Origin of the sequence: Streptomyces sp. NRRL S-920 (assembly GCF_000717945.1) — a bacterium.
GTDB lineage: Bacteria > Actinomycetota > Actinomycetes > Streptomycetales > Streptomycetaceae > Streptomyces > Streptomyces alboniger.
In genome coordinates this window covers 187,615-208,347 of sequence record NZ_JODF01000003.1, presented here as the reverse complement: position 1 = coordinate 208,347, position 20,733 = coordinate 187,615, and the positions used below count along the sequence as shown (strand labels likewise).

42 protein-coding genes are annotated in these 20,733 nt (G+C 69.1%); all 42 read right to left on the bottom strand.

The annotated features are described in order from the left end of the window. Positions 1-139: 139 nt before the first annotated feature. The 42 genes from IG54_RS0103835 to IG54_RS41805 all read right to left on the bottom strand — a co-directional run bounded on the left by IG54_RS0103835 (position 140) and on the right by IG54_RS41805 (position 20,702). Complete coding sequence (locus tag IG54_RS0103835) at positions 140-400, bottom strand: hypothetical protein (protein ID WP_030777271.1); 261 nt, start codon at positions 398-400, stop codon at positions 140-142. Continuing rightward, positions 393-608 carry a hypothetical protein gene (locus IG54_RS0103830; protein WP_030777270.1) on the bottom strand — a complete coding sequence of 72 codons (216 nt, stop codon included), beginning with the start codon at positions 606-608 and terminating at the stop codon, positions 393-395. Before IG54_RS0103830 ends, IG54_RS0103835 begins: the two co-directional genes overlap by 8 nt. 53 nt (positions 609-661) lie before the next feature. Next, positions 662-1,069 (bottom strand): SsgA family sporulation/cell division regulator, encoded by a 408-nt coding sequence (locus tag IG54_RS0103825; protein WP_051819245.1) that lies wholly within the window; start codon positions 1,067-1,069, stop codon positions 662-664. Beyond that, positions 1,066-1,305 carry a hypothetical protein gene (locus IG54_RS0103820; protein WP_158708796.1) on the bottom strand — a complete coding sequence of 80 codons (240 nt, stop codon included), beginning with the start codon at positions 1,303-1,305 and terminating at the stop codon, positions 1,066-1,068. Before IG54_RS0103820 ends, IG54_RS0103825 begins: the two co-directional genes overlap by 4 nt. A 76-nt stretch (positions 1,306-1,381) precedes the next feature. Further along, complete coding sequence (locus IG54_RS41850) at positions 1,382-1,558, bottom strand: hypothetical protein (RefSeq protein WP_158708795.1); 177 nt, start codon at positions 1,556-1,558, stop codon at positions 1,382-1,384. A gap of 186 nt (positions 1,559-1,744) precedes the next feature. Then, positions 1,745-1,942: a hypothetical protein gene (locus IG54_RS0103810; RefSeq protein WP_030777262.1), complete on the bottom strand. Its 198-nt coding sequence runs from the start codon at positions 1,940-1,942 to the stop codon at positions 1,745-1,747. A 106-nt stretch (positions 1,943-2,048) separates the two neighbouring features. Beyond that, complete coding sequence (locus IG54_RS0103800) at positions 2,049-2,273, bottom strand: hypothetical protein (RefSeq protein WP_030777259.1); 225 nt, start codon at positions 2,271-2,273, stop codon at positions 2,049-2,051. Further along, complete coding sequence (locus IG54_RS0103795) at positions 2,270-2,602, bottom strand: MazG-like family protein (RefSeq protein WP_030777256.1); 333 nt, start codon at positions 2,600-2,602, stop codon at positions 2,270-2,272. The genes IG54_RS0103800 and IG54_RS0103795 overlap by 4 nt, the downstream gene beginning before the upstream one ends. Then, entirely contained in the window at positions 2,599-2,913 is a 315-nt protein-coding gene (locus IG54_RS0103790; RefSeq protein ID WP_030777255.1) for a hypothetical protein, read from the bottom strand. The genes IG54_RS0103795 and IG54_RS0103790 overlap by 4 nt, the downstream gene beginning before the upstream one ends. After that, complete coding sequence (locus IG54_RS41845) at positions 2,910-3,062, bottom strand: hypothetical protein (RefSeq protein ID WP_158708794.1); 153 nt, start codon at positions 3,060-3,062, stop codon at positions 2,910-2,912. The genes IG54_RS0103790 and IG54_RS41845 overlap by 4 nt, the downstream gene beginning before the upstream one ends. Beyond that, the gene (locus IG54_RS0103780; RefSeq protein WP_030777253.1) at positions 3,059-3,277 is read right to left on the bottom strand and encodes a hypothetical protein; all 219 of its coding nucleotides are present in this window, start codon (positions 3,275-3,277) and stop codon (positions 3,059-3,061) included. Before IG54_RS0103780 ends, IG54_RS41845 begins: the two co-directional genes overlap by 4 nt. Positions 3,278-3,279: 2 nt before the next feature. Further along, the gene (locus IG54_RS0103775; RefSeq protein WP_051819244.1) at positions 3,280-4,197 is read right to left on the bottom strand and encodes a hypothetical protein; all 918 of its coding nucleotides are present in this window, start codon (positions 4,195-4,197) and stop codon (positions 3,280-3,282) included. Beyond that, positions 4,190-4,528 carry a hypothetical protein gene (locus tag IG54_RS0103770; protein ID WP_030777248.1) on the bottom strand — a complete coding sequence of 113 codons (339 nt, stop codon included), beginning with the start codon at positions 4,526-4,528 and terminating at the stop codon, positions 4,190-4,192. Before IG54_RS0103770 ends, IG54_RS0103775 begins: the two co-directional genes overlap by 8 nt. Continuing rightward, on the bottom strand, positions 4,525-4,701 hold the full coding sequence (locus tag IG54_RS41840; protein WP_158708793.1) for a hypothetical protein: 177 nt from the start codon (positions 4,699-4,701) through the stop codon (positions 4,525-4,527). Before IG54_RS41840 ends, IG54_RS0103770 begins: the two co-directional genes overlap by 4 nt. Then, entirely contained in the window at positions 4,698-4,973 is a 276-nt protein-coding gene (locus IG54_RS0103760; protein WP_158708792.1) for a hypothetical protein, read from the bottom strand. The genes IG54_RS41840 and IG54_RS0103760 overlap by 4 nt, the downstream gene beginning before the upstream one ends. Then, positions 4,970-5,308 carry a hypothetical protein gene (locus IG54_RS0103755; RefSeq protein ID WP_051819243.1) on the bottom strand — a complete coding sequence of 113 codons (339 nt, stop codon included), beginning with the start codon at positions 5,306-5,308 and terminating at the stop codon, positions 4,970-4,972. The genes IG54_RS0103760 and IG54_RS0103755 overlap by 4 nt, the downstream gene beginning before the upstream one ends. A gap of 177 nt (positions 5,309-5,485) precedes the next feature. Further along, the gene (locus tag IG54_RS0103750; RefSeq protein WP_030777243.1) at positions 5,486-5,773 is read right to left on the bottom strand and encodes a hypothetical protein; all 288 of its coding nucleotides are present in this window, start codon (positions 5,771-5,773) and stop codon (positions 5,486-5,488) included. Beyond that, positions 5,773-5,970 carry a hypothetical protein gene (locus IG54_RS0103745; protein ID WP_030777241.1) on the bottom strand — a complete coding sequence of 66 codons (198 nt, stop codon included), beginning with the start codon at positions 5,968-5,970 and terminating at the stop codon, positions 5,773-5,775. Before IG54_RS0103745 ends, IG54_RS0103750 begins: the two co-directional genes overlap by 1 nt. Continuing rightward, positions 5,952-6,083, bottom strand: coding sequence for a hypothetical protein (locus IG54_RS43430; protein ID WP_267883631.1), 132 nt, complete (start codon positions 6,081-6,083; stop codon positions 5,952-5,954). Before IG54_RS43430 ends, IG54_RS0103745 begins: the two co-directional genes overlap by 19 nt. Next, positions 6,080-6,292, bottom strand: a complete 213-nt coding sequence (locus tag IG54_RS0103740) for a hypothetical protein (protein ID WP_030777238.1) — start codon at positions 6,290-6,292, stop codon at positions 6,080-6,082. Before IG54_RS0103740 ends, IG54_RS43430 begins: the two co-directional genes overlap by 4 nt. Beyond that, positions 6,289-6,642, bottom strand: coding sequence for a hypothetical protein (locus IG54_RS0103735; RefSeq protein WP_030777236.1), 354 nt, complete (start codon positions 6,640-6,642; stop codon positions 6,289-6,291). The genes IG54_RS0103740 and IG54_RS0103735 overlap by 4 nt, the downstream gene beginning before the upstream one ends. Before the next feature lie 63 nt (positions 6,643-6,705). After that, a complete protein-coding gene (locus IG54_RS41835) occupies positions 6,706-6,921 on the bottom strand; it encodes a hypothetical protein (protein ID WP_158708791.1) in 216 nt (71 codons plus the stop codon). A 283-nt stretch (positions 6,922-7,204) separates the two neighbouring features. After that, complete coding sequence (locus tag IG54_RS0103720; RefSeq protein ID WP_030777231.1) at positions 7,205-7,555, bottom strand: hypothetical protein; 351 nt, start codon at positions 7,553-7,555, stop codon at positions 7,205-7,207. 149 nt (positions 7,556-7,704) lie between these two features. Further along, the gene (locus tag IG54_RS0103715) at positions 7,705-9,900 is read right to left on the bottom strand and encodes an FtsK/SpoIIIE domain-containing protein (RefSeq protein ID WP_051819242.1); all 2,196 of its coding nucleotides are present in this window, start codon (positions 9,898-9,900) and stop codon (positions 7,705-7,707) included. Then, positions 9,897-10,706 carry a DUF2637 domain-containing protein gene (locus tag IG54_RS0103710; RefSeq protein ID WP_051819241.1) on the bottom strand — a complete coding sequence of 270 codons (810 nt, stop codon included), beginning with the start codon at positions 10,704-10,706 and terminating at the stop codon, positions 9,897-9,899. The genes IG54_RS0103715 and IG54_RS0103710 overlap by 4 nt, the downstream gene beginning before the upstream one ends. 167 nt (positions 10,707-10,873) lie before the next feature. Continuing rightward, positions 10,874-11,296 carry a hypothetical protein gene (locus IG54_RS0103705; protein WP_030777226.1) on the bottom strand — a complete coding sequence of 141 codons (423 nt, stop codon included), beginning with the start codon at positions 11,294-11,296 and terminating at the stop codon, positions 10,874-10,876. A 3-nt stretch (positions 11,297-11,299) separates the two neighbouring features. Then, positions 11,300-11,755 carry a hypothetical protein gene (locus tag IG54_RS0103700; protein ID WP_030777225.1) on the bottom strand — a complete coding sequence of 152 codons (456 nt, stop codon included), beginning with the start codon at positions 11,753-11,755 and terminating at the stop codon, positions 11,300-11,302. Beyond that, positions 11,752-11,901, bottom strand: coding sequence for a hypothetical protein (locus IG54_RS41830; protein ID WP_158708790.1), 150 nt, complete (start codon positions 11,899-11,901; stop codon positions 11,752-11,754). The genes IG54_RS0103700 and IG54_RS41830 overlap by 4 nt, the downstream gene beginning before the upstream one ends. A 2-nt stretch (positions 11,902-11,903) precedes the next feature. Next, entirely contained in the window at positions 11,904-12,818 is a 915-nt protein-coding gene (locus IG54_RS0103690; RefSeq protein ID WP_078593673.1) for a bifunctional DNA primase/polymerase, read from the bottom strand. Positions 12,819-12,988: 170 nt separating this feature from the next. Next, positions 12,989-13,228, bottom strand: coding sequence for a hypothetical protein (locus tag IG54_RS0103680; RefSeq protein WP_030777219.1), 240 nt, complete (start codon positions 13,226-13,228; stop codon positions 12,989-12,991). Beyond that, positions 13,228-13,797, bottom strand: a complete 570-nt coding sequence (locus tag IG54_RS0103675) for a TerD family protein (protein ID WP_158708789.1) — start codon at positions 13,795-13,797, stop codon at positions 13,228-13,230. The genes IG54_RS0103680 and IG54_RS0103675 overlap by 1 nt, the downstream gene beginning before the upstream one ends. A gap of 185 nt (positions 13,798-13,982) precedes the next feature. Continuing rightward, entirely contained in the window at positions 13,983-14,798 is an 816-nt protein-coding gene (locus tag IG54_RS0103670; protein WP_030777214.1) for a hypothetical protein, read from the bottom strand. A gap of 47 nt (positions 14,799-14,845) precedes the next feature. Next, positions 14,846-15,049 (bottom strand): hypothetical protein, encoded by a 204-nt coding sequence (locus tag IG54_RS0103665; protein ID WP_030777212.1) that lies wholly within the window; start codon positions 15,047-15,049, stop codon positions 14,846-14,848. A gap of 138 nt (positions 15,050-15,187) precedes the next feature. After that, a complete protein-coding gene (locus IG54_RS0103660) occupies positions 15,188-15,382 on the bottom strand; it encodes a BldC family transcriptional regulator (protein ID WP_030777210.1) in 195 nt (64 codons plus the stop codon). Between the two features lie 193 nt (positions 15,383-15,575). Beyond that, positions 15,576-17,459: a hypothetical protein gene (locus IG54_RS41825; RefSeq protein ID WP_158708788.1), complete on the bottom strand. Its 1,884-nt coding sequence runs from the start codon at positions 17,457-17,459 to the stop codon at positions 15,576-15,578. Positions 17,460-17,546: 87 nt separating this feature from the next. Continuing rightward, the gene (locus tag IG54_RS0103640) at positions 17,547-17,855 is read right to left on the bottom strand and encodes an endonuclease VII domain-containing protein (protein WP_234335952.1); all 309 of its coding nucleotides are present in this window, start codon (positions 17,853-17,855) and stop codon (positions 17,547-17,549) included. A 262-nt stretch (positions 17,856-18,117) separates the two neighbouring features. Beyond that, positions 18,118-19,470: a DNA cytosine methyltransferase gene (locus IG54_RS0103635; protein WP_199809492.1), complete on the bottom strand. Its 1,353-nt coding sequence runs from the start codon at positions 19,468-19,470 to the stop codon at positions 18,118-18,120. Between the two features lie 64 nt (positions 19,471-19,534). Further along, entirely contained in the window at positions 19,535-19,864 is a 330-nt protein-coding gene (locus IG54_RS0103630; RefSeq protein WP_030777195.1) for a hypothetical protein, read from the bottom strand. Between the two features lie 148 nt (positions 19,865-20,012). Continuing rightward, complete coding sequence (locus tag IG54_RS41820; protein WP_158708787.1) at positions 20,013-20,165, bottom strand: hypothetical protein; 153 nt, start codon at positions 20,163-20,165, stop codon at positions 20,013-20,015. Further along, positions 20,162-20,326, bottom strand: coding sequence for a hypothetical protein (locus tag IG54_RS41815; protein ID WP_158708786.1), 165 nt, complete (start codon positions 20,324-20,326; stop codon positions 20,162-20,164). Before IG54_RS41815 ends, IG54_RS41820 begins: the two co-directional genes overlap by 4 nt. Beyond that, positions 20,323-20,550 (bottom strand): hypothetical protein, encoded by a 228-nt coding sequence (locus tag IG54_RS41810; RefSeq protein WP_030777194.1) that lies wholly within the window; start codon positions 20,548-20,550, stop codon positions 20,323-20,325. The genes IG54_RS41815 and IG54_RS41810 overlap by 4 nt, the downstream gene beginning before the upstream one ends. After that, positions 20,547-20,702: a hypothetical protein gene (locus tag IG54_RS41805; RefSeq protein ID WP_158708785.1), complete on the bottom strand. Its 156-nt coding sequence runs from the start codon at positions 20,700-20,702 to the stop codon at positions 20,547-20,549. The genes IG54_RS41810 and IG54_RS41805 overlap by 4 nt, the downstream gene beginning before the upstream one ends. Between the last annotated feature and the right edge of the window lie 31 nt (positions 20,703-20,733).

Below are 20,733 nucleotides of genomic sequence, written 5' to 3'. Positions count from 1 at the left end.
TTCTTCGAGGGTCTCCTGCTCGTCGGGGCCTGTTCGTCCAGTACTTCGCGGCGCACTTCGTCGCCGTAAGCGTCGATCAGCTCGTCGGCTCCCCAGTTGACACCCGATACGAGATGGTCACGTAGCTCGTCCCGTGCGCTCATGTCTCCCGCCTTCCTGTGCCCTCGCGCAGCGCCTCGGTCAGTCGTCCCATGGCCCGCTCCACCGAAGCTCCGGTGCCGTCACCCCGTATCGCCTCTCCCATGTCCAGCAGGGCGGCGGCGATGGCGAGGTGGGCCTGTGCGGTGACGCTGGTGATCAGGCTCGCTTCGCCGCGTACCGTGCCCAGCTGGCTGATGTTGTTCTTTGCGTCATTGATCACTGCGAGGGCGAACTGCTTCGGCGTCTGCTGCTCAGGCATCGCACCTCCCCTCCCCCACGAACCTTGCGTACAGCCGCGCTTCGCCGTGCACGGTGCGGGCGACCGCTTCGAAGGCCCCGGCGGGCCGGTACGCGGCTGCTATGCCCTGCTTGATGCGCAGCCCTGCGCCGCTGGCCGACCCGATGCTCTTGTACGTTCCGACGATGCCCCACTGGCCGGGGCGCTGCTTCAGGGCTGCGGCAGCCACGGCATGGCCGGTCCGGCCTGCGCTTGTGTGCCGGGGCGGCTCTTCGAATCTCATCAGGCTGCCTTTCCGAAGATCTTGTTGAGTTCGGCACCGACGTCGATGCCGTCCAGCTCGCAGCCGAGCGGCACCATCGCGTAGGACTGGGTGAGGAACGCCTCGATCTGCCCGGCGTCCGCGTGCAGATGCGCTTCCCCTTCGGGGCTGCACAACTGGATGTGGATGCCGCCCTCGCACGGCCAGACAGTGACGTCGCCGCGGCCCGCGCCCGCGGGGGTGGTGATGCCGTCGGCGAGCGTGTCGCGGGCGAGGGTCCATTCGATGCGCTGGTCTGTGCCCGTTTCGCCGATGTCGAGCATCACCGCGTACGGGTCGTCGCAGTCGTAGTGCAGGTACGAGGCGTCCAACTCGTGCACGCGGTGGTCGTCCAGGATGTGTTCGAGGTTGATGGGTACGGTTATCACTGCTCTCCCTCGGGGATGCGGGCGCCCCCACCGGGGACGGGAATCTTTTCGGTGGGGGCGTCGTCGGTGTTCGGATCTTTGACCGGCACTACTTTGTGCGGGCCGGGCCGCGGCGCCTTCTGGAACAGGCGGCGGTGCTGTCCGCGGCGCCTGCCCGTGGCGCGCAGCGCGGAGACGGTGTAGCCGGCGGCGCCGCCGATAACGGGCGACGCCGCGAGAGCCAGCCACTCGGTCACGGGCAGATGCATTGGACGCGGCCGCAGAACGGGCAGACGGGCACCGGTCCGGCAAGGAGCCGCGCAAAGAGTCGGATCACCGCTCCTCCACCTCCACCGTCGCCATGAGCACAGATCCGGCGTCACCGGTGATCCGGTGCCTGCGCATGACGTGACGCCACAGCTCGGAGAAGCTGCCGTCTTCGTCGTCGGGCGAGACCCACTCTTCGTAGCCGCACGCCTTCACCGGGCACGGCATGATCCGGTCGCTCATGACCGGTACCCCCTCTTCTCCGCTGCGTCGCAGCAGGGCCCGCAGTGGGCGAAGCCGCTGATCGATCCGTACAGCTCGCCCTGGCGTATGTGGTGTCCGCAGCCCAGGCACGTGTGGCCGGTATCCCATAGCGCTGCCAGGCGCGGGATGTAGTCGGGCCCGAACACAGTCCGGTCGGCCAGGCGTTCAGGCATGGTCGTTGTCCTCCGCTTCGTCACAGCAGTCGCCGCACGAGGCGACGGGTTCGTCATCGATCAAGCCCGCCTTGTCACCGGGCTCGATGTGGTTGCCGCACGCACATCGGGTGGCGAGTTCGGCCGTAAAACGGCGGGCGCCCCCAGGCGGCTGCGCGGGGGCGTCCGGGCGGGTGAAGGGACTGCTCATGTGTCCCGCCTCCCGGAAGGCCTGCGGCTCCAGGCGGCCCGCACGTCCCTCACGACGAGCGCCAGGAACAGCAGGACCAGGTATCCGGTGAGGATCCAGGCTCCGGTCATTTGGCCTCATCCCTGATGTAGGTCTCGAAGCGGCGGGCGATGTTGAGGACTTCGGACGGCGAGATCTCCATGTCGAGGCCGACCGCCGCCTCCAGCGCCACCGTCCTGATCAGCTGATCCGCGCTCAGCTGCGCGGCGCTCACGCCGCAGATGCAGGGCGCGGGGCCGCCTGGCCCGGCCAGACCGTAGTCACAGGCCGTTGCGTGGGTGCGGGACTTCATGACTCCGTCCTTTCCGTCAGTGCGGCGAGCCGCTGGGCGCGGCCGCGCACGTACGCCTCGAAGAAGTCCTGCGGGTCGGTGATGGTGAAGCCGTGCAGCGCCACCATCGCGGCGAGGATCACGTCGCACAGTTCTTCCGCCACGTCCTGGGGGACGTGCGTGAAGCCCTTGCGCGGGTTCTGGCCGACGACGCCGATGTACGCCTGCGTCGCCTCCCCGTACTCCTCGCCGATTTTCAGCAGCCGCAGCGCGCTCTGGTCGCCCTGCCCCTTTGCGGCTTCGTCCAGCCATGCAACGACGTCATCGACGTGCGCCCAAGGACTGGTCACGTGATCGCCTCGATTCGGTCGACTGTGATCTCTTCGCCGCATGCGTCGCACAGGATCGGGTCAGCGTTGAGCCAGGCCCGCCAGAAGGGTTGCAGGCTCAGTTCCAGATTCCGCCGGTGCTCGGGGCACAGTGGCGCGGGCGGCTGTCCGTCGCAGTCCCCGGTGGGCAGGTGCCGGAAGTAGGCGACGCACACAGCCGTCCGGTGACACGGCGGGTCACCCATGGAGACGATGCACGGCACGTTGCCCTTGAACATCTCCAAGACCAGGGCGCGGGTGTCGGCGGTGGCGTTGTGCTCGGGGAAAGTCACGACGGCATCGCCTCCGGGATGTCCTCGCCGTGCTCTTCCAGCTCGCGCGCCGCGGCGGCCAGCTCCATGCGGGCAGCCGGTGAACCGGTGGTCTGGTCGCGGTGCCTGGCGGCGAGATAGCGGGCGAGGCGGTCCTCTCGGTCGGTCATGAGGTGCCGCCCTCGCCTGCGGTGTACGTGTAGGTCTCGACTTCCCGGTCCCGCTGGACGATGCGGTCGGCCTGCTTTTCTGCGGCTCGCTTGGCTTCATCCCGGTCCGAGGCGACGCCGTGAATAGACGGCTGGCCGTCTTCGAGGGGGCGCACCTGCCAATCCCAGCTGAACAGGTCGTGGATGGCGGGGCGCACGGTGATGGAGAACCTCATGGTCACTTCCTCACGTAGCAGGTAGCCCAGCTGACTTCGAGCGTCGCCTTCGCGCCGGGCGCCGCGTAGCCGCCGCCGGTGCGGCTGCGGTCCCGTTCGATCCGCGACTCGTTCTGCCAGATCCACGACGACGTGGTCAGCGACGTGCCGCCGGTGCGCAGCTTCTTGCCGTCCAGGTAGACGGTGACGGTGCTGCCGCGCCGCTCCCACGTATAGGTGTGCGCCGTGGTCATGTACGCGCGGGTCTGGACGTTCCACTCGCTGCCGCTGCCGTGGCTGAACGCAGCCACGTTGGTGCCCCGGTAGTCGTCGACCTCGGGGTAGTCCAGCTCTGCGCTGCTGCCCTCGTAGCGGAGCCACGCCGATTTGAACCCGGGGTCGGCGCGGGCGACCTTGATGCGTGCGCTGTACCTTCCGTCGCGCAGGTCCATGCAGCGGCGCGGCACGACGGTGCCGACCACGTTGTCGCCGCCGCTCGCCGGCCGGTACATGGAGACCTTCAGCGTGCCGGTGCCGTCGTATCCCTTGCCGATCGAGACGGTCTTCTGCGGCTCGTACGTCCCGCCGAACGGGGCACCCGTGTTGCCGTCGGCGCCGGACTTCGCGGTGTCCTCCCACCCGGACGGGTAGGCCCACAGGGTGTCGCGCCACTTGCCGGACAGCCCCGAGCAGTACGCCCGCGGGGTGTCCGCGTGGTTGTTGCAGCCGCTGAACGAGCCGGTCTTCACCGGGGTGGTGACAGCCGAGTTGAAGTTCTCGGCCCACACCTGCCGCCACCCGGGCAGGTCGCCCTTCGGCATGGCATTGGGCGACGGTGCGCCTTCCGCGCCGGGGGCAAGAAGAAGGGCCGCCATCAAGGCGGCCCCGGAAGTGGTGACGATCAGCGCCTTGCGGCGCCTGCGTTGCTTGTGCTCAGGCATGAGGGTCCTGTTCGTCGGGGGTTGTGGGGTGCTGTGCTTCGTCGGCCATGCGAAGCAATCGGGGGATGACTCCGAGTGCATCTCGCTTCAGCTCGGCAACGGCTTCGCGGAGTGCTGCCGCGCGGGTCGCGGTTCGGTCGGCAGCGTGCCTCTCGTTCACCCAAAGCAGTTCGATGCGCCGTGCCTCGATCTGCCCGTTCGCGCTCGCTAGCTCAGCATCCGCAATCTCCATCACCGCGTCGGCGATGACGCTGCACGCCATGCCGGATGTCATGGGCAGCACGCTCTTGACCGCCGCCTCGTACCGCTCGCGCCGTTCGGTGCCGCTCACCGCTGCACCTCTTCCTCGAACGCGTCGGCCAGCGCGTGGAATGTCTGCGCGACTGCGGCTGCGGGGCCGGTGACGACGCCGTGCACGATCACTTCGCCTTCCGCATCGCCCCGCTGGACGCTGAGCGTCGCCGTGTAGCGGGGCAGGGTCACGGGCTCGAACGTGTCGTTCACGGGGCGCGGTCCTTCACCGGGTCAACGGTCCCGCCATCGCACCGGACCTCTGTCGTCTTCTCTGCCCAGCGGCGGCGGTCCGCCGTGTCGGGGACGACCGCGTGCATGTGCGGGATGACGACGCCGTCGCGCAGTGCGCACCACGGCCCGTAGTTGCGCTGGACTTCCCCGCACCCGGGGCAGTAGACGCGGCGCCAGTCGGCGCGCGCTGGTTCGGGCGGGGCGACTGGCAGGCGCCGCTTGCGCTTGCGCTGCTGTGGCATGGCGCTCATGCGGCGTTCTTGCCCTTCTCGATCAGGATGTCGAGGCGGCGCAGGGCGGCGGCGTTGTCCCTCTCGTAGAAGAGGGAGTGGGCTTCGTCGTGGTCGAGACCCAGCATGCCGGCCGCGTACACCTCGGGATCCTCGTCGTCGACGAGATACACCCGGTGGCCCCCCTCGCTGCCGCGCCAGTCGATGGTGGCGCCGGTGAGCACTGCCGCCCATCCGGCGATGCAGTGCGTTGTGCCGCACTCGGTGCGTACGCCCCACTCCCGCTGGTCGTGCGCCTCGGGGTGGCTGGTGATCTGCTCGCGGATCGCGAGCAGCAGGTCAGTGTTGATCGTCATGCCGTTTCCTCTCTGTGCCGGTGGCATTGCTTCTGGGGTGCGCCTTCGCGGGCGAGTCCGCATACGCAAGCGGGCCCCGGCGCGACTTCCCTCGCCCATAGGCCCGCTGACCATCTCGCTATGTCCGTCCGGATCTTGGCGACCTTCTCGCCGCTGATCTCGTTGGCGGTCTCGCGCTTACCCTTCGCCACGTTGCCCGATCTCGAAGTCGCCGACGGCATCACTGATACCGACGACGAAGTTCTCGGCCCGCTCTGCGCGCCGCCTCCACTGGTCCGCCTCCTTGACCAGCTCTTCCACGCGTCCCTTCAGCGCGTCGTCGGCGCGGGACTGGCGAACCCCCTGGATCTCGAAGGCCGCCGCAGCGGAGAGCCCGCAGTATCGGCACGGCACGCCGTCCGTGAAGTCGTTGAGGATGTCGGAGCTGTGCGACTGGCAGCCGGGGCAGGTCATCGTGTCGTCCACTACTCATCCACCTCAGCCATCTGCGCGAGCGCGTCGAAGTCGGCGGCCTGCTGGACGTAGCGCCCCGCCTGCCTGAACCTGCGGGACTGCGCGGTTACGCCCTCGCCGGGGATCTTGTAGTCGAGGGCTGCCGCTTTGAGGCGCAGCTGCGACGCACGCAGCCGCAGTTCGGCGATCGTCAGCGCCATGAAGGGCATGACGTCACCGCCCTGTCGGGTGGGCCGCTGAGGTCGGCCTCGCTGCTGACCTGTTCGCTGCACAGCGGGCATTCGATCCAGAAGTGCAGCACGGTGTGGATCAGTCTCTTCACGGGTTGGCTCCTTCGGGGCCGGGCCGGACGGCGCTCTCGCAGCCGTGGCACAGCTGTCCTTCGGCGCTCATGTCGGCGATCGAGCGCAGGGCGTAGGTGTGACCGCAGGCGGTGATGAGCTGCATGACGGAGCAGCTGCTGCGCCAAGCGCGGGCAAGGTGGGTGAGGTGTCCGCGCACGAGGCGGACACGGTGTGGATAGTCGTTCACGGCTTGATCTCCAGCAGTTCTTCCAGCTCTGCGATGCGGGCCAGCGCGGCCGCCTTCTCCTGCCTGATCTCGTACATGGAGGGCGGCGGGCTCGCAGTGACGAAGCTCCACACCGCGGATCCGGTCAGGGCCAGCGGCCAGACGAAGGCGAAGAGCGCCGCCTCAAGGACGGCGTCTACCTGGCATTGCCGCGTCCAGGCGGCGACCGGATCCTTGTGCCTGGGCCCGTTGTCGTGAGAGGTGCGCTGCGCCACGAGCCCGTCGATGCCGCGCCGCCGGGCACGGCCGTACAGGATGCGGGCCGCGACCAGCATGGCGGCCAGATAGGTGGTGACGATGAGAACGGTCATGGCGGGTCCCTGAATGCGAAGCGCCCCGCTGCCGGTGGCAACGGGGCGCGGGTGCGGGCGGGGTCAGTGCCCCTTCTCTCGTTGGTAGTCGCGCCACATCGAGCGCAGCACGAGTACGCAGATCGTCAGCGCGACTGCGGCGAGGCCGATGCACACTGCAACGGCGGCGAGGCCGAGCATCAGGAACACCGCAACGGTGCCGAGGATCGCGAGCGCGATCACGGCCAGGCAGCCGCCCCCGAGGTAGGCGCCCCACGGCCGCGCAACGATCGGCTGCAACGGCGCAACGGGGTGCGTTGCAGGGTGCGCCGGGGGGCTGCCGTATACAGGCTGGCCGTTCGCGTCGGTGCCCAGGTACTGCGGCGGGGGTGCGTGACACTGGTGCCACGGCTGCAACGGGGGGTGCATCAGTCGCCGGTTTCGTCAGCGGGCTCGGGGAGCCTCATCGGAAAGGTGACGGTGAAGTCGCCGTCTTCTTCGGTCTCGACTTCGCTGCCGGTGTCAGGGTTGATCAGATTCATGGCGTCCCTCCAGGGCTACTTGCGGTACAATCCGTCGGCGCTCAGAGCCCCGCCTTGCGGGCGGCGCGCTGCGCCCGCTTCAGCGCCGCCTCCGCGTCGTTCTTGGCCATGCGGGCCTGGCGCTTGTCTTTTGGGGCAGCGGCGTTCAGGCGGACCTTCGCCGCCGCGGCGGCGCCGCGTGCTTCTTCGAGCTGCCGCTTGGCCGCGTACTGCTGGTAGCCCGCCTCTTCTTCGGCGCGGCGGTCGATGCGGTCGATCTCGCGCAACAGCTTCGGGTCGACGCAACTGTCGGCCTCGGTGCCGTACTCGTCGTCGGCCATGGCCTGCTTGGCTATGCGTCCGGTGAGCCAGACGCGGCGGGCCATCTGGCTTTTGCTGTACACGCGGGTCATGCGGGGTCCTTTCATCGGGTGTCGTCGCGGTGGATACGCAGGGCATATGAGGTGGCGCGGCACAGGGCCGAAACCCGAAACTTCCGCAGGTCGCGCCAGTGATCGCGTCGATATCGGGCCCGAAACCGGTTTCGGGCCGCGGTGAAACCTCAGACCCCTGCCGAAGCCGGGTCTTCGTCGTCCTCGTCGGCGCCCCTGGGCTCGGGGAGGTCGGCGTAGCGCACGCCCTTCGCTCCCCCGCAGCAGTCCCGGATGGTGATCTGCCGAGTCGGGATCTTGTGCACCTTGAGGGCGGCCGACAGCGCCGTGGAACGGACGGCCTGGACGTCGCGTACTTCGTCCGGGCTCATCTCTGCGACAGGCTTCTCTGTCTCCATCCACGAGCCGTACAGCTCCGGCAGATACAGCGCGAGCGACTCGACCAGCCGGTGGCTGTGCACCGCGTCAGCGCCGTCCGGCCAGATGGCGTGGACGTGGTCGGCGATGGTCGTGCGGTCGGGCTTCTCGATCTGCTGGCCAGCGGCCTCGCCCGACAGCGTTCCGGCTGCGGTCCGCAGGGCGAGGCCGCGCCGGCCGACATCACGCACGTCCGCCTGCGGGATGAAATACGCCCGCACGATCTTCGCGTTGGTCGCGGAGCGGGCGAGCCACCCGGTCCCGGAGTCCTTCGGATCGTCTCCTTCGGCGGGCTCGAAGATGTTCGCGCGGATCCCCCGCTTGTACATGCCGGTGCCCAGCACCAGGTCATTCGCGGTGTGTCCGGTGATCGCGAGGCAGAAGCGCACGATCGCGTTGTCGCTGATCTTTTTGGGGATCGACTTCGCGTCGGGCCGCTGCGTGGTCAGCACCAGGATGATGCCGTACGCCCGCGCCTTGCGGATCAGCCGGGCGAAGACCGCCTCTGCCTCCTTGCCGTACACGGGGTGCTCGAACAGCGTGTGCACCTCGTCGAAGATCGCGAGGATGGGGTGCAGGTGCAGGTGCGGGTACTTGTCCGAGAGCTTGCGGGTCACCTTGCGCCCGGTCGGCACATCCGCGACGGGGAGACCGGCGACGGTCTTCTTGCGCCGCTTCATCTCCCTCTCCAGGGCGTAGCCCCCGTCCAGCGCGGCCTCGCAGTGCTCGTCGTCGTCACCCTGCACGTAGCGGTGACAGATGGGCCTGAGGCCCTCAAGGTCACCCGAGCCCTTCAGCTCGAACAGCCACTCCTCGCAGGTGGGATCCAGCGCCCCGGCGCATGCGATCGTGCACACCGCCGACGTCTTCCCGGAGCCCATGACGCCGCCGATGAGCATGTTGGTCGCGATGACGGCGAGCGGCTCACGGTCGCCCTTGGGCGTGACGCCGAAGGGGATCTCCCCGTACATGTCCGCTGCGCCCCCGGCGAGCAGCGGCCACGGCCGCAGAATCGTGCGCGGGTCCTTCTTCGCGACCCAGATGTTCGCGCGCCCCGGATGCTCGGAGCCCACCGACGGCCAGACGCACTGCAACGGGCGCCGCATCGCGGCGGCCAGCTCCTTGCGCTTGTCCAGCAGCAGTTCCGCGAGCGTCGCGCCGGGCAGGTCCACCTGCGCCAGCCATCCGGGGCCGTCGACCGCGATCGGCGCGACGAACCGCGGCGTGCCCTTGACGCCGATCGCCTCGATCGCCTGAGCCAGCTCCTCGGAGTCCAGCGGACGCTGGAGGTGGATGGACAGGTAGCGGGTGACGATCGGCTTGTCCCCGCGTCGGCCATGCACACCGGCCAGAGCCAGGGCCGCGGTCACCGCGCCCCCGCACCACAGCGGCACGGCCAGCGCGGCCACAAACAGGATCAGCAACACTGCGCCCGCGAGGGCCAGGGATGCGATGCGCCGCGGCCTCACCCTGCGCGAGTGCTCCCGCGACAGGGCCAGCCACGCCTCGATGTCGGCTGTCGCCGCGGCCCTGGCCGTCACCGGCCGCGCCTCGGTGTCCGCGACCCACTTGCCCCACCGGACGATGAGCCGCCCGGTGCCGCGCGGGGCACACAGCAGCAGCCGGATCAGGTAGACCGGCAGGCGCAGCAGGTGGAACGCCCCGAAGTGGACGCAGTAGGCCAGCGTCCAGCGCATATTGACGGCGAACTCGCGCACGCTGCGCAGCCAGGTCGGCAGCACCGCGGGCGCGTCCGTGAGGTCAGCGCGGCGCTGCTCCGCCCACGTACCCGTGTCGGCTGCGACTTGCGGGGTGTCGACGGGCATCGGCGGCGCATCAGGATCGAGCGCGTACGTCTCCCGTTTGTCGTCCGCTCCGACCTTCTTGAACGTGACCTTCTGCTCTGTCCCGTTGATGACCGTCCCCGTGGCGCCGTCGGGGATGCTCACGGCGCACCCCGCAGCTTCTCCACATCCCGGGCGTCGAAGAGGTGCCCGCCCCCGGGGTCGGCTGCAACGGGGGTCAGGGTGCCGCGGTGCTTGTAGGACCGGACCGTGTTTGGGCTGACGTTCAGCCGCTCCGCGACCTCACTGGTCGTCAGCATCTCGCCACGCCCCTGCGACGGCACCGCCACGGGCGTTGCGCCCGCCGCCACGAGCGGCAGCAGCCGCACCCCCGCAGGAACCGCGTCGGCCCACCGGAAGACGGGGCGCAGGGGTGCCGCGCAGATGGCTGCAACGGGGGTGCGTGGCACTGCAACGCCGGGCGTTGCGACGCGCCGCGCAATGGCTTCGTGGACTTGGCGCATGAGCGCGCCGAAGGCGAGCAGCGCGGCGACGGGCGGCACTGCGGCCACCACGTAGTCCATCGGTTCGGCTCCGGTGCCGACGCCCGCGACGTTCAGTGCGATGGAGCCGAGCGATCCGGCGACGGCGAGCGCGATGGCCCACCAGTCGATGCGCCGCATCAGCGAGGCGCGCAGGATCAGTACCTCGCCGACGACGATGAACATGTCGACGGTGCCGGGCCATGCCCACGCCCTGGCGGGCGAGTGCTGAAGCCCCTGGGCCGCGGCGACGTCATGCAGGTGTTCGTACGAAAGCCAGAAGGCGCCGCCGGTGAGGGCGATGGTGGCTACGGCCGCGATGACGGCGAGCAGGGTCAGGACGCGCGAGGCGTCAGAAGAGGAAACGGGAAACCTGTCAGAACTCTTGATCGCCGCAGGGGGTGCGGCGCTACCTTTCTTGCGGGCCATGGAGGTCAGCTCTCCTGGTCAAGTGCCCCGGTCGGCGACGCCAATCGCTGGCCGGGGTGCGCGGGTTGATGTGCTCCGCTCTACGCCCGCCGCTTCAGCGGGCGCAAGCGGTGTCGGGTATCCGCCAGGCTGCGACACCCCTGGTGTGGTGCGGCTTGCAGGTGGGGTCAGGCGCTGTCCCGCTCCTGCTGTGCCGAGAACTGTGCGAGTCCGAGCGCTTCGAGCAGGAGGCGGTAATCGTCCGGGCCTGTTGATGCATTCTCGGCACGCTCTGCGGCGCGCTGCTGCCCTCCGGTCCAGTCGGCCTCATCGGTCCATTCGCTGTAGTACCGCTCCTTGCCCGTCTTCTTCCTGTGCCCGCGCACCTGCTTGTTGTGCGCCGTACGGCAGGCGTGACAGGGCGGTGTGCGGTCGCGCTTGTGCTTCTCCCATCCGCGCGTCGTGCCACACGGGATCACGCGCCGGGGCGGCAGGCCGTCCGGAGGCTTACCGCAGTAGAGCCAGCGGCGGTAGCAGCTCTTGCACCAGCCGCGCGCCTTGTGCACGGCCTCCTTGCCGCAGTGGGCGCACGTGATGACGGGGCGGGGCATCGGCTACCCCCAGCACGAGCAGAGCAGCCACTGCGCCCGCTCCTGCGTCGGCGTCATGCCGAGGACTTCCAGGGCGGCGCGCAGCTTGGCGTCCCATTCGGGATTGACGGTGAAGTCGACCTGCTCGCAGTCGCCCCGGTACGCCGTCGTGACCGAGCCCTTCGCGGCGAGCAGATACATCGGGTAGTCGCCGGAACAGTACGACTCGATCTCAACTCCGGTGCAGCCCTTCGCTTCACGCTCGCGTTTGAAGTAGCCGTCAGCCGTGTAGTCGGTCTCCGTGAATCCGGCAGCGGCCAGCAGGCGCTTCTCTGCCGCCGTCCAGAAGTCATCGTTCTCATCGTCCAGCCAGTCGAGCTTCAGCTCTCCGTACTCGCCGACCTCGCGTACCTTCCATTCCGCGTCGCCTCCGGCGAGGTCGTATCCGTAGACGAGGATGCCGTTCGTGGACGTGCTCATCGCAGCTTCTCCAGTTCGTGGATGAACGGAACGAGCACGAAGAAGAACAGCCCCAGCCAGCCGAGCGATACGCGCGAGGCAGGGACGTTGAGCGCCGCCAGTCCGAGACAAATGACGGCGAACAGCAGCAGAACGAATTCCCACATGGTCAGAGCCCTTCTTTGCGTGATTGATTTCGATAGGCAGATCTGACGGACGCTGCCGCCTGGCGGTGTCCGCCGCGGCCGGTGTACGCCTCCGCGAGTTCGCCGATGGCCGTCTCGATGGCGACGCCGTCGGAGCAGTAGCAGCGGGCCGCGTAGAACAGGGCGTTGGACCGGTTGCCGGGCGGCGCGTTGCGCACCATGTCGATCAGCCCGGACCGGTTGCCCGTCCTGCGCGGCTGCGCGAACAGCGCTCGCGCGGGGCGGGGCTTCTCGCGGCACAACTCGACCAGCCAGGGCGGGGCGTCGCGCACGGGCGCGTCGTTCTCCGCGATGTAGGGGCCGGACGTGGTGCGCGAGCCGGCCGCGAGCACGTAGCCGCCGCGCTCCCCGCCGTTGCCGCGCACGTCGACCAGGCCCTTGACGGGCGAGGCCTGCGACGCGGTGAGGCCCGGCGGCCACCGGAAGTACAGGTGCAGTCCCAGCCGTCCGGTCTGCACCCGGTAGGTGTCCATCAGGTCGTCCCAGTCGCCGCCGTACAGCTCGCACAGGTGGCGCAGCACGTCGGTGCCGTCGACCAGCGGACCGAGCTTCTCGTGCAGCGCCGCGTACGGTGTGCCCTCCAGCTGGCCGGGTCCCTTGCAGATGTCGCAGTCGACAACCAGCAGCCCCGAAGGTGCGCAGGCGATCGCGACGTTGGCGGACGGCGCGTACGTCCAGGCCTCGATCACGCGGTCCAGGTCGGTGGTGGCCCACTCCCCCCACCGGATCTTGTACGGCTTGTCCGGCACGATCAGGTGCGGCTGCTTGTCGATGACGTCACCGGACTGGGGGCAGCGGGTCCCGGCGGAATTGCAGGGGAATACGTGCCAGCCCCGCTGCACCGCAGCAATTGCGTGGGCGATCAGGTTCTCTGTCATCTACAGGGCGTGCTGCCAGAGCCAGACGGCCAGGCCGAACCCGACCGCCAGCATGACCAGGCTGCCGACGACGGCGAACACGACGACGACAACGGCGTACGCCTTTTCGGAATCCATCGCATCTCCGTTCACGCGAGGAGGGGCCCCGCTTCCGGAGCCCCTCGGATGGGTCAGTCCTTGGCGCACTTCGGGTAGCGGGCGCCGCGCACGCAGTCCTTGTAGTCGCTGCGGGACACCCGGAACTCGTGTTCCTTGCCCGCCTTGTCGCGGGTTGTCAGCTCGTACTTCCACCGCTTCGACTGGTAGGTGCGGTCCTTGTCGATGACCGTTCCGGCGGGGCCGGGCTTGGGACCGCAGCCGGTCAGGGCGAGCGCACAGACGGCCGAGGCCGCCACGAGCAGGCGGCGCATCACGCGTACTGCTTCGCGAGCTGAAGCAGGGCGTCGCGGGAGCGGGCGTTGCCCATCTCATTCACGACCTCGATCGTCCAGCCGTCCGCTCCCCGCCTCGCCTTCGCCATGACGCACGCGTTGTTGCGGCTGTCGATGTCCGGCCAGTACTGGCCGAGCAGCTTGCCGCCGGGGCCGCCGTCGTAGACGTTGAGCGTGATCCCCTCGACGTTCGAGAAGGACACGCCCTCCTTGTAGGCGGACACGATGAACACGAGGGCGTCGATGCCGGGCGGCACCTGGTCCAGGCGGGCGATGACCGTTTCGTCGTCGCCGTCGCCCTTGCCGGATGTGTTGTCGCCGGTGGTGACCAGAGAGCCGTTGTCGAAGGCGTCCTCATTGTCGAACCAGCACATACGCACCGCGCGGCCCTCGGACAGAGCGACACAGGCGAGATCCAGGTCGGTGCCCTGAGCGCGCTTCAGCTTGCCGCGCCACCCCTTCTGCCCGCCGCCCGACGTCTTCCAGGCGACCCCGGCTTGCAGCACCGCAATACCGGTCAGAGCCTCGGGTCCTGCGTTCTTGGTCATGCTGAGCATGTGATTCCTCTCGCGGGTGGGTGCTTCATCAAGCGGACAGGGGCGGGACGCGAAGGCGTCGGATGCCCGTCCCTGCCCGCATGACGAAGGGGCCCGCATCTGGACGGGCCCCCGGTGCCGGACATGAAAAAAGGACGCGACCCATCGGGTGCGTCCGTCGTGGTGGTGCGGTGGTACTAGAAGGGCGGCCGCTCCTGCGTCTGGAGAGTGTTCGCGATCATCGTTGCCTGCTCGGGTGTCATCCCCTCGGGGTTGACGCCCTTCGACTGGAGGAACGCGACCAGCGCCGGGTCAAGGGCGGCAGATGCTGAGGCAGGGGCGGTCTGGGCAGGGGCTGCCTGCGGCGAAGCGGCAGGGGGCTGCCACTGCCCCGGCGGAGGGCCCGCCGGGGCCGCCTGAGGCTGCGGCGCTGCCGCCCCCGGCGTGCCCTGCCACGGGTCGTACGGCAGCTGCTGCGAGGCGTACTGCGGCTGCGCCTGCGGACCGCCGTAGCCCGGCACGTTCTGCGGCTGCTGCCCCCACGCCTGCTGCTGCGCCGGGGCGGGCGCAGGCGCCTGCTGCGCGGTCGGCTGAGTGAAGGCGTTGCGCGGGTGGGCGTTGATGTACTGCGTCGCCAATTGGACGTCGGCGTCGGTGTACTCCGCGAGGAAGTAGGCGCCAGAGTTCCGGCCGTTCGGCGGCGACTGGGACAGGCGCCCCAAGACCATGCCGCCACCGCAGTGCTTCCTGATCTGCGGGACCAGGCCCTTGCCCGCGATGCGTGCATTGGTCAGCGTCGTCGGCTGCCCCGTTTCGGGATTGGGCAGGTCGACAATCGCGACATCGGCCTCGACCGCCTCGTACATCTGCGGCTGGCCCTTGTCGTCAGTGCCCTGATGCTGGTTGACGCTGTCCGGGTAGATGATGAACAGCTTGCCCAGCCATTCGGGGTGGTCGCGCGGCGTGAACCGGTCGCCCTTGTCAGGCTGCGCGAAGGGGTTAGGGGTTGTCACTTGGCCTTCTTTCGTTTCGGGTGAGTGAGATGTGGACGGCTGCCGAGTCAGGCCAGCCAGAGTTCGCGTACGGACTTTCCGTCCTTCGATTTCAGAAGAACCTCTCCCCCTTCAGCGGTTTCCCGCTCGACAAGTTCGAGCAGGGCAACGGCGCGACGAACGGTCTCGGTGACCGAGGTCCCCTTACGTCCCGCGTACCAGGGAAGCTTTGCTTCAGTGTCGTCGTTGATGTTGATGCTGAGCTGGGTCATGGGATCACCACCGCCCTCACGGGAGTTCGTAAGTCCGTGCGCCGCAGCCGGCGCATATCCAGCGCAGCGGACCGCGCGCCGCCTCTGCCCACCAGTGCAGGCGCGGGAAGAGGCGGTGCACCAGTGCGCGGAGCAGCCTCATGCGGCCTGCTTTCCCGGTGCGGATTCGTACGCGGCCCGCACCTCCGAGTCGCGGTAGCGGCGGTGCCCGCCAAGCGTGCGGACCGACGTCAGCTTTCCCGCATCTGCCCAGCGGGCTACCGTCTTCGTGTCCACGCGGAAGATCTCAGCCACCTCGGAAGGGGTGAGCAGCTTCTCGTAGTCGAGTTCCATATCTGTCACCTCCTATTGGGGCAGCACCTCGAACATCGGGCGGGCGTAATCGCCGCAGTCGGGGCTAAAATATCCGACCGCTATAGCGTGTGTGAGTTCCGGATAGACGGCGTCCAGTCTCCAGTGCTGGATATCGGTGCGTTCCAGATTCCCCGGACTTCTCGGGTCGTTCTCCCACCACTGCACGGCGGGGTCACTGTCGGCCATTGCATCCCCTTTCCATTAGGGCGTCGCCGGGTGCGTAGAACGGACAGAAGCGACACGACTCGGGATCGATGGGGAATTGTCTGACCTGCTGAAGGAAGGACGGCCCCTGAATTCCGGCGACAGCGGCAGGCGCCTGGATCTCCTGTATGCGGTCCGCGATCCGGTCCACCCGCGCCAGCGCATCGCGCGCTATCTGCGGGTCGTACGGCTCGACGACCGCGTACATGTCGTCCAGCGTTGATGACTCCATCGGCCACGAGAGCAGCGCCACGAAGTCGACGCGCTCGCCTTGCAGCCTCGCGCCGAATCCGTACACGTGCAGCTGCGTTCGCTGCGTGGGCGTCATGCCTTCCGTGCGCAGCTTGGTCTGTGACCACTTCCCCTGGATCTTGTGGTCATCAACCATGAACAGGACGCGGTCGAGCAGGTCCGTCGTGCCGCGCGGCACGAGGTCGCTCGGGAACGTGAGCGGCACCTCGACAGCGAAGCGGCCTGTATTGCCGCTCGCCCACGTGAACACCTCGGCCAGCTCTCTGTGGATGGCCGTGCCCTTGAAGGCGGCCCAGCCGTCCATGCCGGGATTGACCGGCGGTATCCGCAGCAGCGACATGGCAAGGCGCCTGTCGCAGGGGCTGCCGATCTCGCTGGGACCCAGCGTCGTCTGTGCCGATCGGTTGTCGTCGGTCTTCCGGTTGCCGTAGCTGTAGAAGACCTCCCGCATCCTGGCCACAAGCCGTTCAGCCATCACCGTCATCGGCACCGCAGGCTCTGCCGCGGGCGCCTTCCCCGGCTGGCTGAACGGGCTGCCCGGCTGGACGAACGGGCTACTCGAAGGCGGCGCAGCGGCTGGGGTCTTCGGGGTCGCATCCGTCGAAGGTGCCGCATCCGGTGTCGGCGTGGGGGCACCGGACGACGACGCGACCGGGACACCCGCAGGTGCCGGGGCTGCACTGTCCGCAGGCGTGCTGTCCGGGATGGGGGCACTCTTCCGGGAAAGCCTCGTCACCGCCGCGACGCCCAGCGGCGACGGCTCGTCGCCGGTCGGCTTCGAGGCGGTCGCATTCTCCGTAGACCCCGTCATGGGAACTGAGGCAGCAGGGCTCGTCGTCGTCTTCCCCGGGCACTGCGCCCGCCGCCTCTCGTGCATCCACAGGTGCGGCCCGTGATCCTTCGCGATATGGCACGGTCTCCCCTGCTGGCTCGCCCCCGCGGCACCAGCACCATCCGGCGAGTCCGCACCAGTTGGGCTCGTCGCAGGAGCCGAGGGGCTCGAAGGCGGCACCTCGGGTGCGTCCGGCCGCGGCGGCGAGCCCTTCGGCGTAGTCGTCGACTCCGGGGAGGGCGGGGGCGGAGGGAGTTCCCGGTTCTCGATCGCCCTTGCGGCTGCCTCTGCCCACTTGCTGATCATCTCCTCGGACTCGTTGGGGGCCGCACTGTCGGCAGTCGGCTGGGCATTCGTCGCACCGCCCAGGCGGGCAGTAGGCGCAGTCCGGTTCTGGTCCGATGTGAGGGACTCCTTCACCGTCGGGCATTCCTCTTCCCCGCTCTCGTACGGCTTGCCGGACATGGGGCAAGGGACGCGCGCCGACGTCGGCGTCTCGCCCTCGCGCATGTGGTCGGTGAAGCGGCCCGTCGCGCCGTCCAGTACGGGCGAGCCGGGGCACGCGGGGCACGGCGCGTAGTCACGCCCGATCACCGGCCGGTCGTCCTCCGGTCCTGTCTCGGGGCCCCGCCGGATCAGCCACGCCGGGATATCGCGCTTCGAGCGCGAGCACTCTGCCCCCTTCTCGCGGTCATGCTTGCGGTAGTGCCTGTCCGTCGTCGCAGTCACGTTCTTGTGGCAGGAGATGCAGTGATATTTATCGGCCACGGCGGCCCTCCTTCTGGAGCCAGGCCCACACCAGGACGCACAGCCAGAAGCAGCCCGCCCCGGTCGCTCCTATCTCGAACTGGGGAATCACGTCTCACTGCCTTTCAGGCGGCATGCGGGCGGAAGGATCAGGTAGGCGATGGCCCGCTGAAAGAACTCGATGTCATCGCGGGCGTGGCCCAGCATCGAGTTGCAGGGGCGGCAGAGCAGCCCGCGCACCGCGCCGCTGGCGTGGTCGTGGTCGACGCTGAGGCGGCGCGTCGCCCCGGTAGCGCGGCGGCAGATCGCGCAGCGCCCGCCCTGGAGGCGGTACAGCTTGTCGTAGTCGCCGGGCGCCAGGCCGTAGGTGTTCTGCACGGCCAGCTCGTGCGCCGTCTCCTTACGCCGCTTCTTCACCGCCCGGCTGCACGTCGCGCAGCGGGGGCCCGGGTACGGAGCCGGCCGTTTGCTGCCCTCCGGGCAGTCCTTGCAGTGTCTCTTCTTCGGCGGCATCGGCCTCCGCTTTCCATTGGGCTGCCCTCGCAGCGGGGTCGATGAAGCCGGGACGGGGCGCTGAACAGATCACGCACCAGTCGCACTCGATGACCTTCGAGGGCACACCGATCGCGGAATTCCACAAGTGCTCGCCTTGGAACAGCGGGCCCCGGCACATGGCGCGTCAGGCCACCATGGATTCCAGCGCGCAGCCGACCAGGTCGCGGGCCATGTTCACCGGCACCGCCTGACCGGCGAGGCGTACCCGGTCGCGTTTGCTGAGGCGGCCGGCCAGCCAGTCGTAGCTGTCGGGGAAGTCCATGAACCGTGCGTACTCCGGGGGCGTGATCATGCGGAATCCGCAGTCGTTGATGTCCGGCTGGGGGTTCGGCATCAGCGCCGCCCGGTCCACCGTGGTCACCGTCATGAACGGCTCTTCGGTGGTCCGCACCCGCGTCCGCCCGTAGTACGGGATGACCAGGCCGTGATGGTTGCCGCTCGCACACACCGTGCTCAGGGGCTCCGAGACCCGCCGCGTCTTGCTGCTGCCGCCGCGCAGTTCCGCGATGAACGGCGGCACGACCAGCCCGGTCTCGTTGCGGCCGGTGACCGTGCGCATGGGCACTTCCACGGGGAACGGCCGCTTGCCGTCACGTCCTTCGACGGGCACAAGGGCCGGGCCGTACTCCCGCAGTCCGTGCTCGATACGGCTCATGGTCTTCGCCGCGAGCGGGGTCTTGCGCTCTCCGATCACCGGCGTCGGCAGCGACCAGTCGATGACGTCGCCCGCCGGGCGCACGTGCGGCTCCACCGGCGCCGCGCAGGTCCGGCACACGAAGTCGTACTGGCGCCGGTACTTGCCTGCGTCGCGGCCGTTCTTCCACGCCTGCCGCCCGGTCGTCGGACCGCAGGCGGCGCACAGTGCGGCGGGGGCGATCCACGCATCGGTGTCCGGGCACCGTGTGCCCTTGGGGTGCATGAGGCAGAACCAGCGGTCGCGCCACTGGTGCGCCGGATCCCCGAGGCGGCCCGCGTGAGCGGCGTTGAGGAAGACCTCGTGCAGGCACTTGCCGCCGTCCGCCATGGCGATCTTCCAGGCGCGGAAGCCGACCCACGTGCGGACTTCGACGACGTTCTCGACGATGATGAAGCGGTACTTGTGGATCTCGTCGAACCGCTGGACGTCCCACATCGTCGACCGCGCGCGCACCGCACTCTCATCCACGGCCATGAAGCGCGCACCCTGGGCGATGCTGTGAGCCGTGCACGACGGGGAGAACCACGCGCAGTCGGTGCGCGGGTAGCGCCGCGGGTCGACCTGCGAGATGTCCGCGCAGTCGTGATCCGTGTCCGGGTTGTTGGCCTGGTGCACGTCGACCGACGGGCGCCAGTGGTTGATCGCGACCCGGGTCTTCTGTCCGGGGATCAGGTGGATGCCGCGGGTCGATCCGCCGCCCCCGCAGAAGCCGTCCAGCCATTCGACGGGCCCCAGTCTGACGAGCAGCTCGAAGAGCGCCATCCGCTGTGCAAGGTTCACTGCGCCCTCCCGGGCATGAAGAAACCCCGCGGCCGGTGCGGCAGCGGGGTTCAGGGCGAACGGATCAGGCGGGGTCGGCGGGCTTCAGCGACTTGACCGGGGTCAGCGTCTCGAACTCCGCGTACACCGCCGGGTACTTCGTCGCGAGAGACCCCTTGTCGAAGCCCTTGCGGTAGCTCACCTCCACCGCGAACAGCGGCTTCCCGTCGGCGTCCTGCGCCACACGGGAGGGTGGCCTGTCGTCGCCCGGGTCGTAGCCCAGGTCTTCGAGGATGCTGGCCGTCAGGCTCTTCACGTACGCGTTCCACTTTGCCGCGGACTCCTTCGCGCTCTGAAGCTCCGCGAAGCGCAGGGCGAGGCGGTCGTCCACGCCGACCGGGATGGGGTCCGTCATAGCGGTCCTTCCGTTTCTGAGATAGCGGTGTTCCGCCAGCAGCCCGCGCACAGGCGGGCCGGCGAGCGGGGCGGTGCGGCACGCAGCGGCGTGCCGCACCGGGTGCAGCGGAGGATGTGCTGGCAGCCGTCCCGCAAGTGGGCACGGATCACCGCTCGGCGCTCCCGTACTCCGCGTGAAGCGCGTGAGCCTCGGCCACGTCGCCGGGCGCCGGATCGGCCAGGCCGCGCACGAACGCGCGGTGGTCGACCTCGCCCTGTGTCAGGATGCGGGCGGCCCGCAGGTACTCGGCCACGGTCACGGTGCACTCCTCGCGAGGAAGCGGCGGGCCGCCTGCGTCACCAGTGCGGCGCGCCGCGACGCGGTCCTGCCGCGCGCCCGGTCGGCGCTGCCGCTCTCCCCCTCGGTGCCCCGCTTGCGGGTGGCCTTCTGCTTAGCGAGCTGGACGCGCTGGCGGGTCATGGGGTGCCGCCCGTGGTCTTACGGAGCAGGTTGTGGACGACGTCGCGGGCCGCCTCCCAGCCCAGCCCACCGCCAACGGCCGCACGCTGCTGCGGATCCTCGATCGCCGCGTACGCCTCGCGCAGCACTTCCGCGCGGTAAGCGTCGAGCAGCGGGGCCAGGTCGTCAGCGGTGACCGTGCGCGTGGTGATTGCGTACGCAGCGAGATCGTCGCGGGCGCTCATCCCCGAACCCCCTTGTCCAGGTCGATGAACGCGGGCACGGTGCTGTCCGGGTCGGCGTCGTGCAGGAGGTGCCGCATTTCGGCTGCCTCCCCTTCGCGGATGCGCCGCTGGAGTTCTTCCGTCGTGATGTCGAGGTCGGCGATGCTCGCCATGGCGCCCCCTTCAGGGCGTTGATGCGGGTGA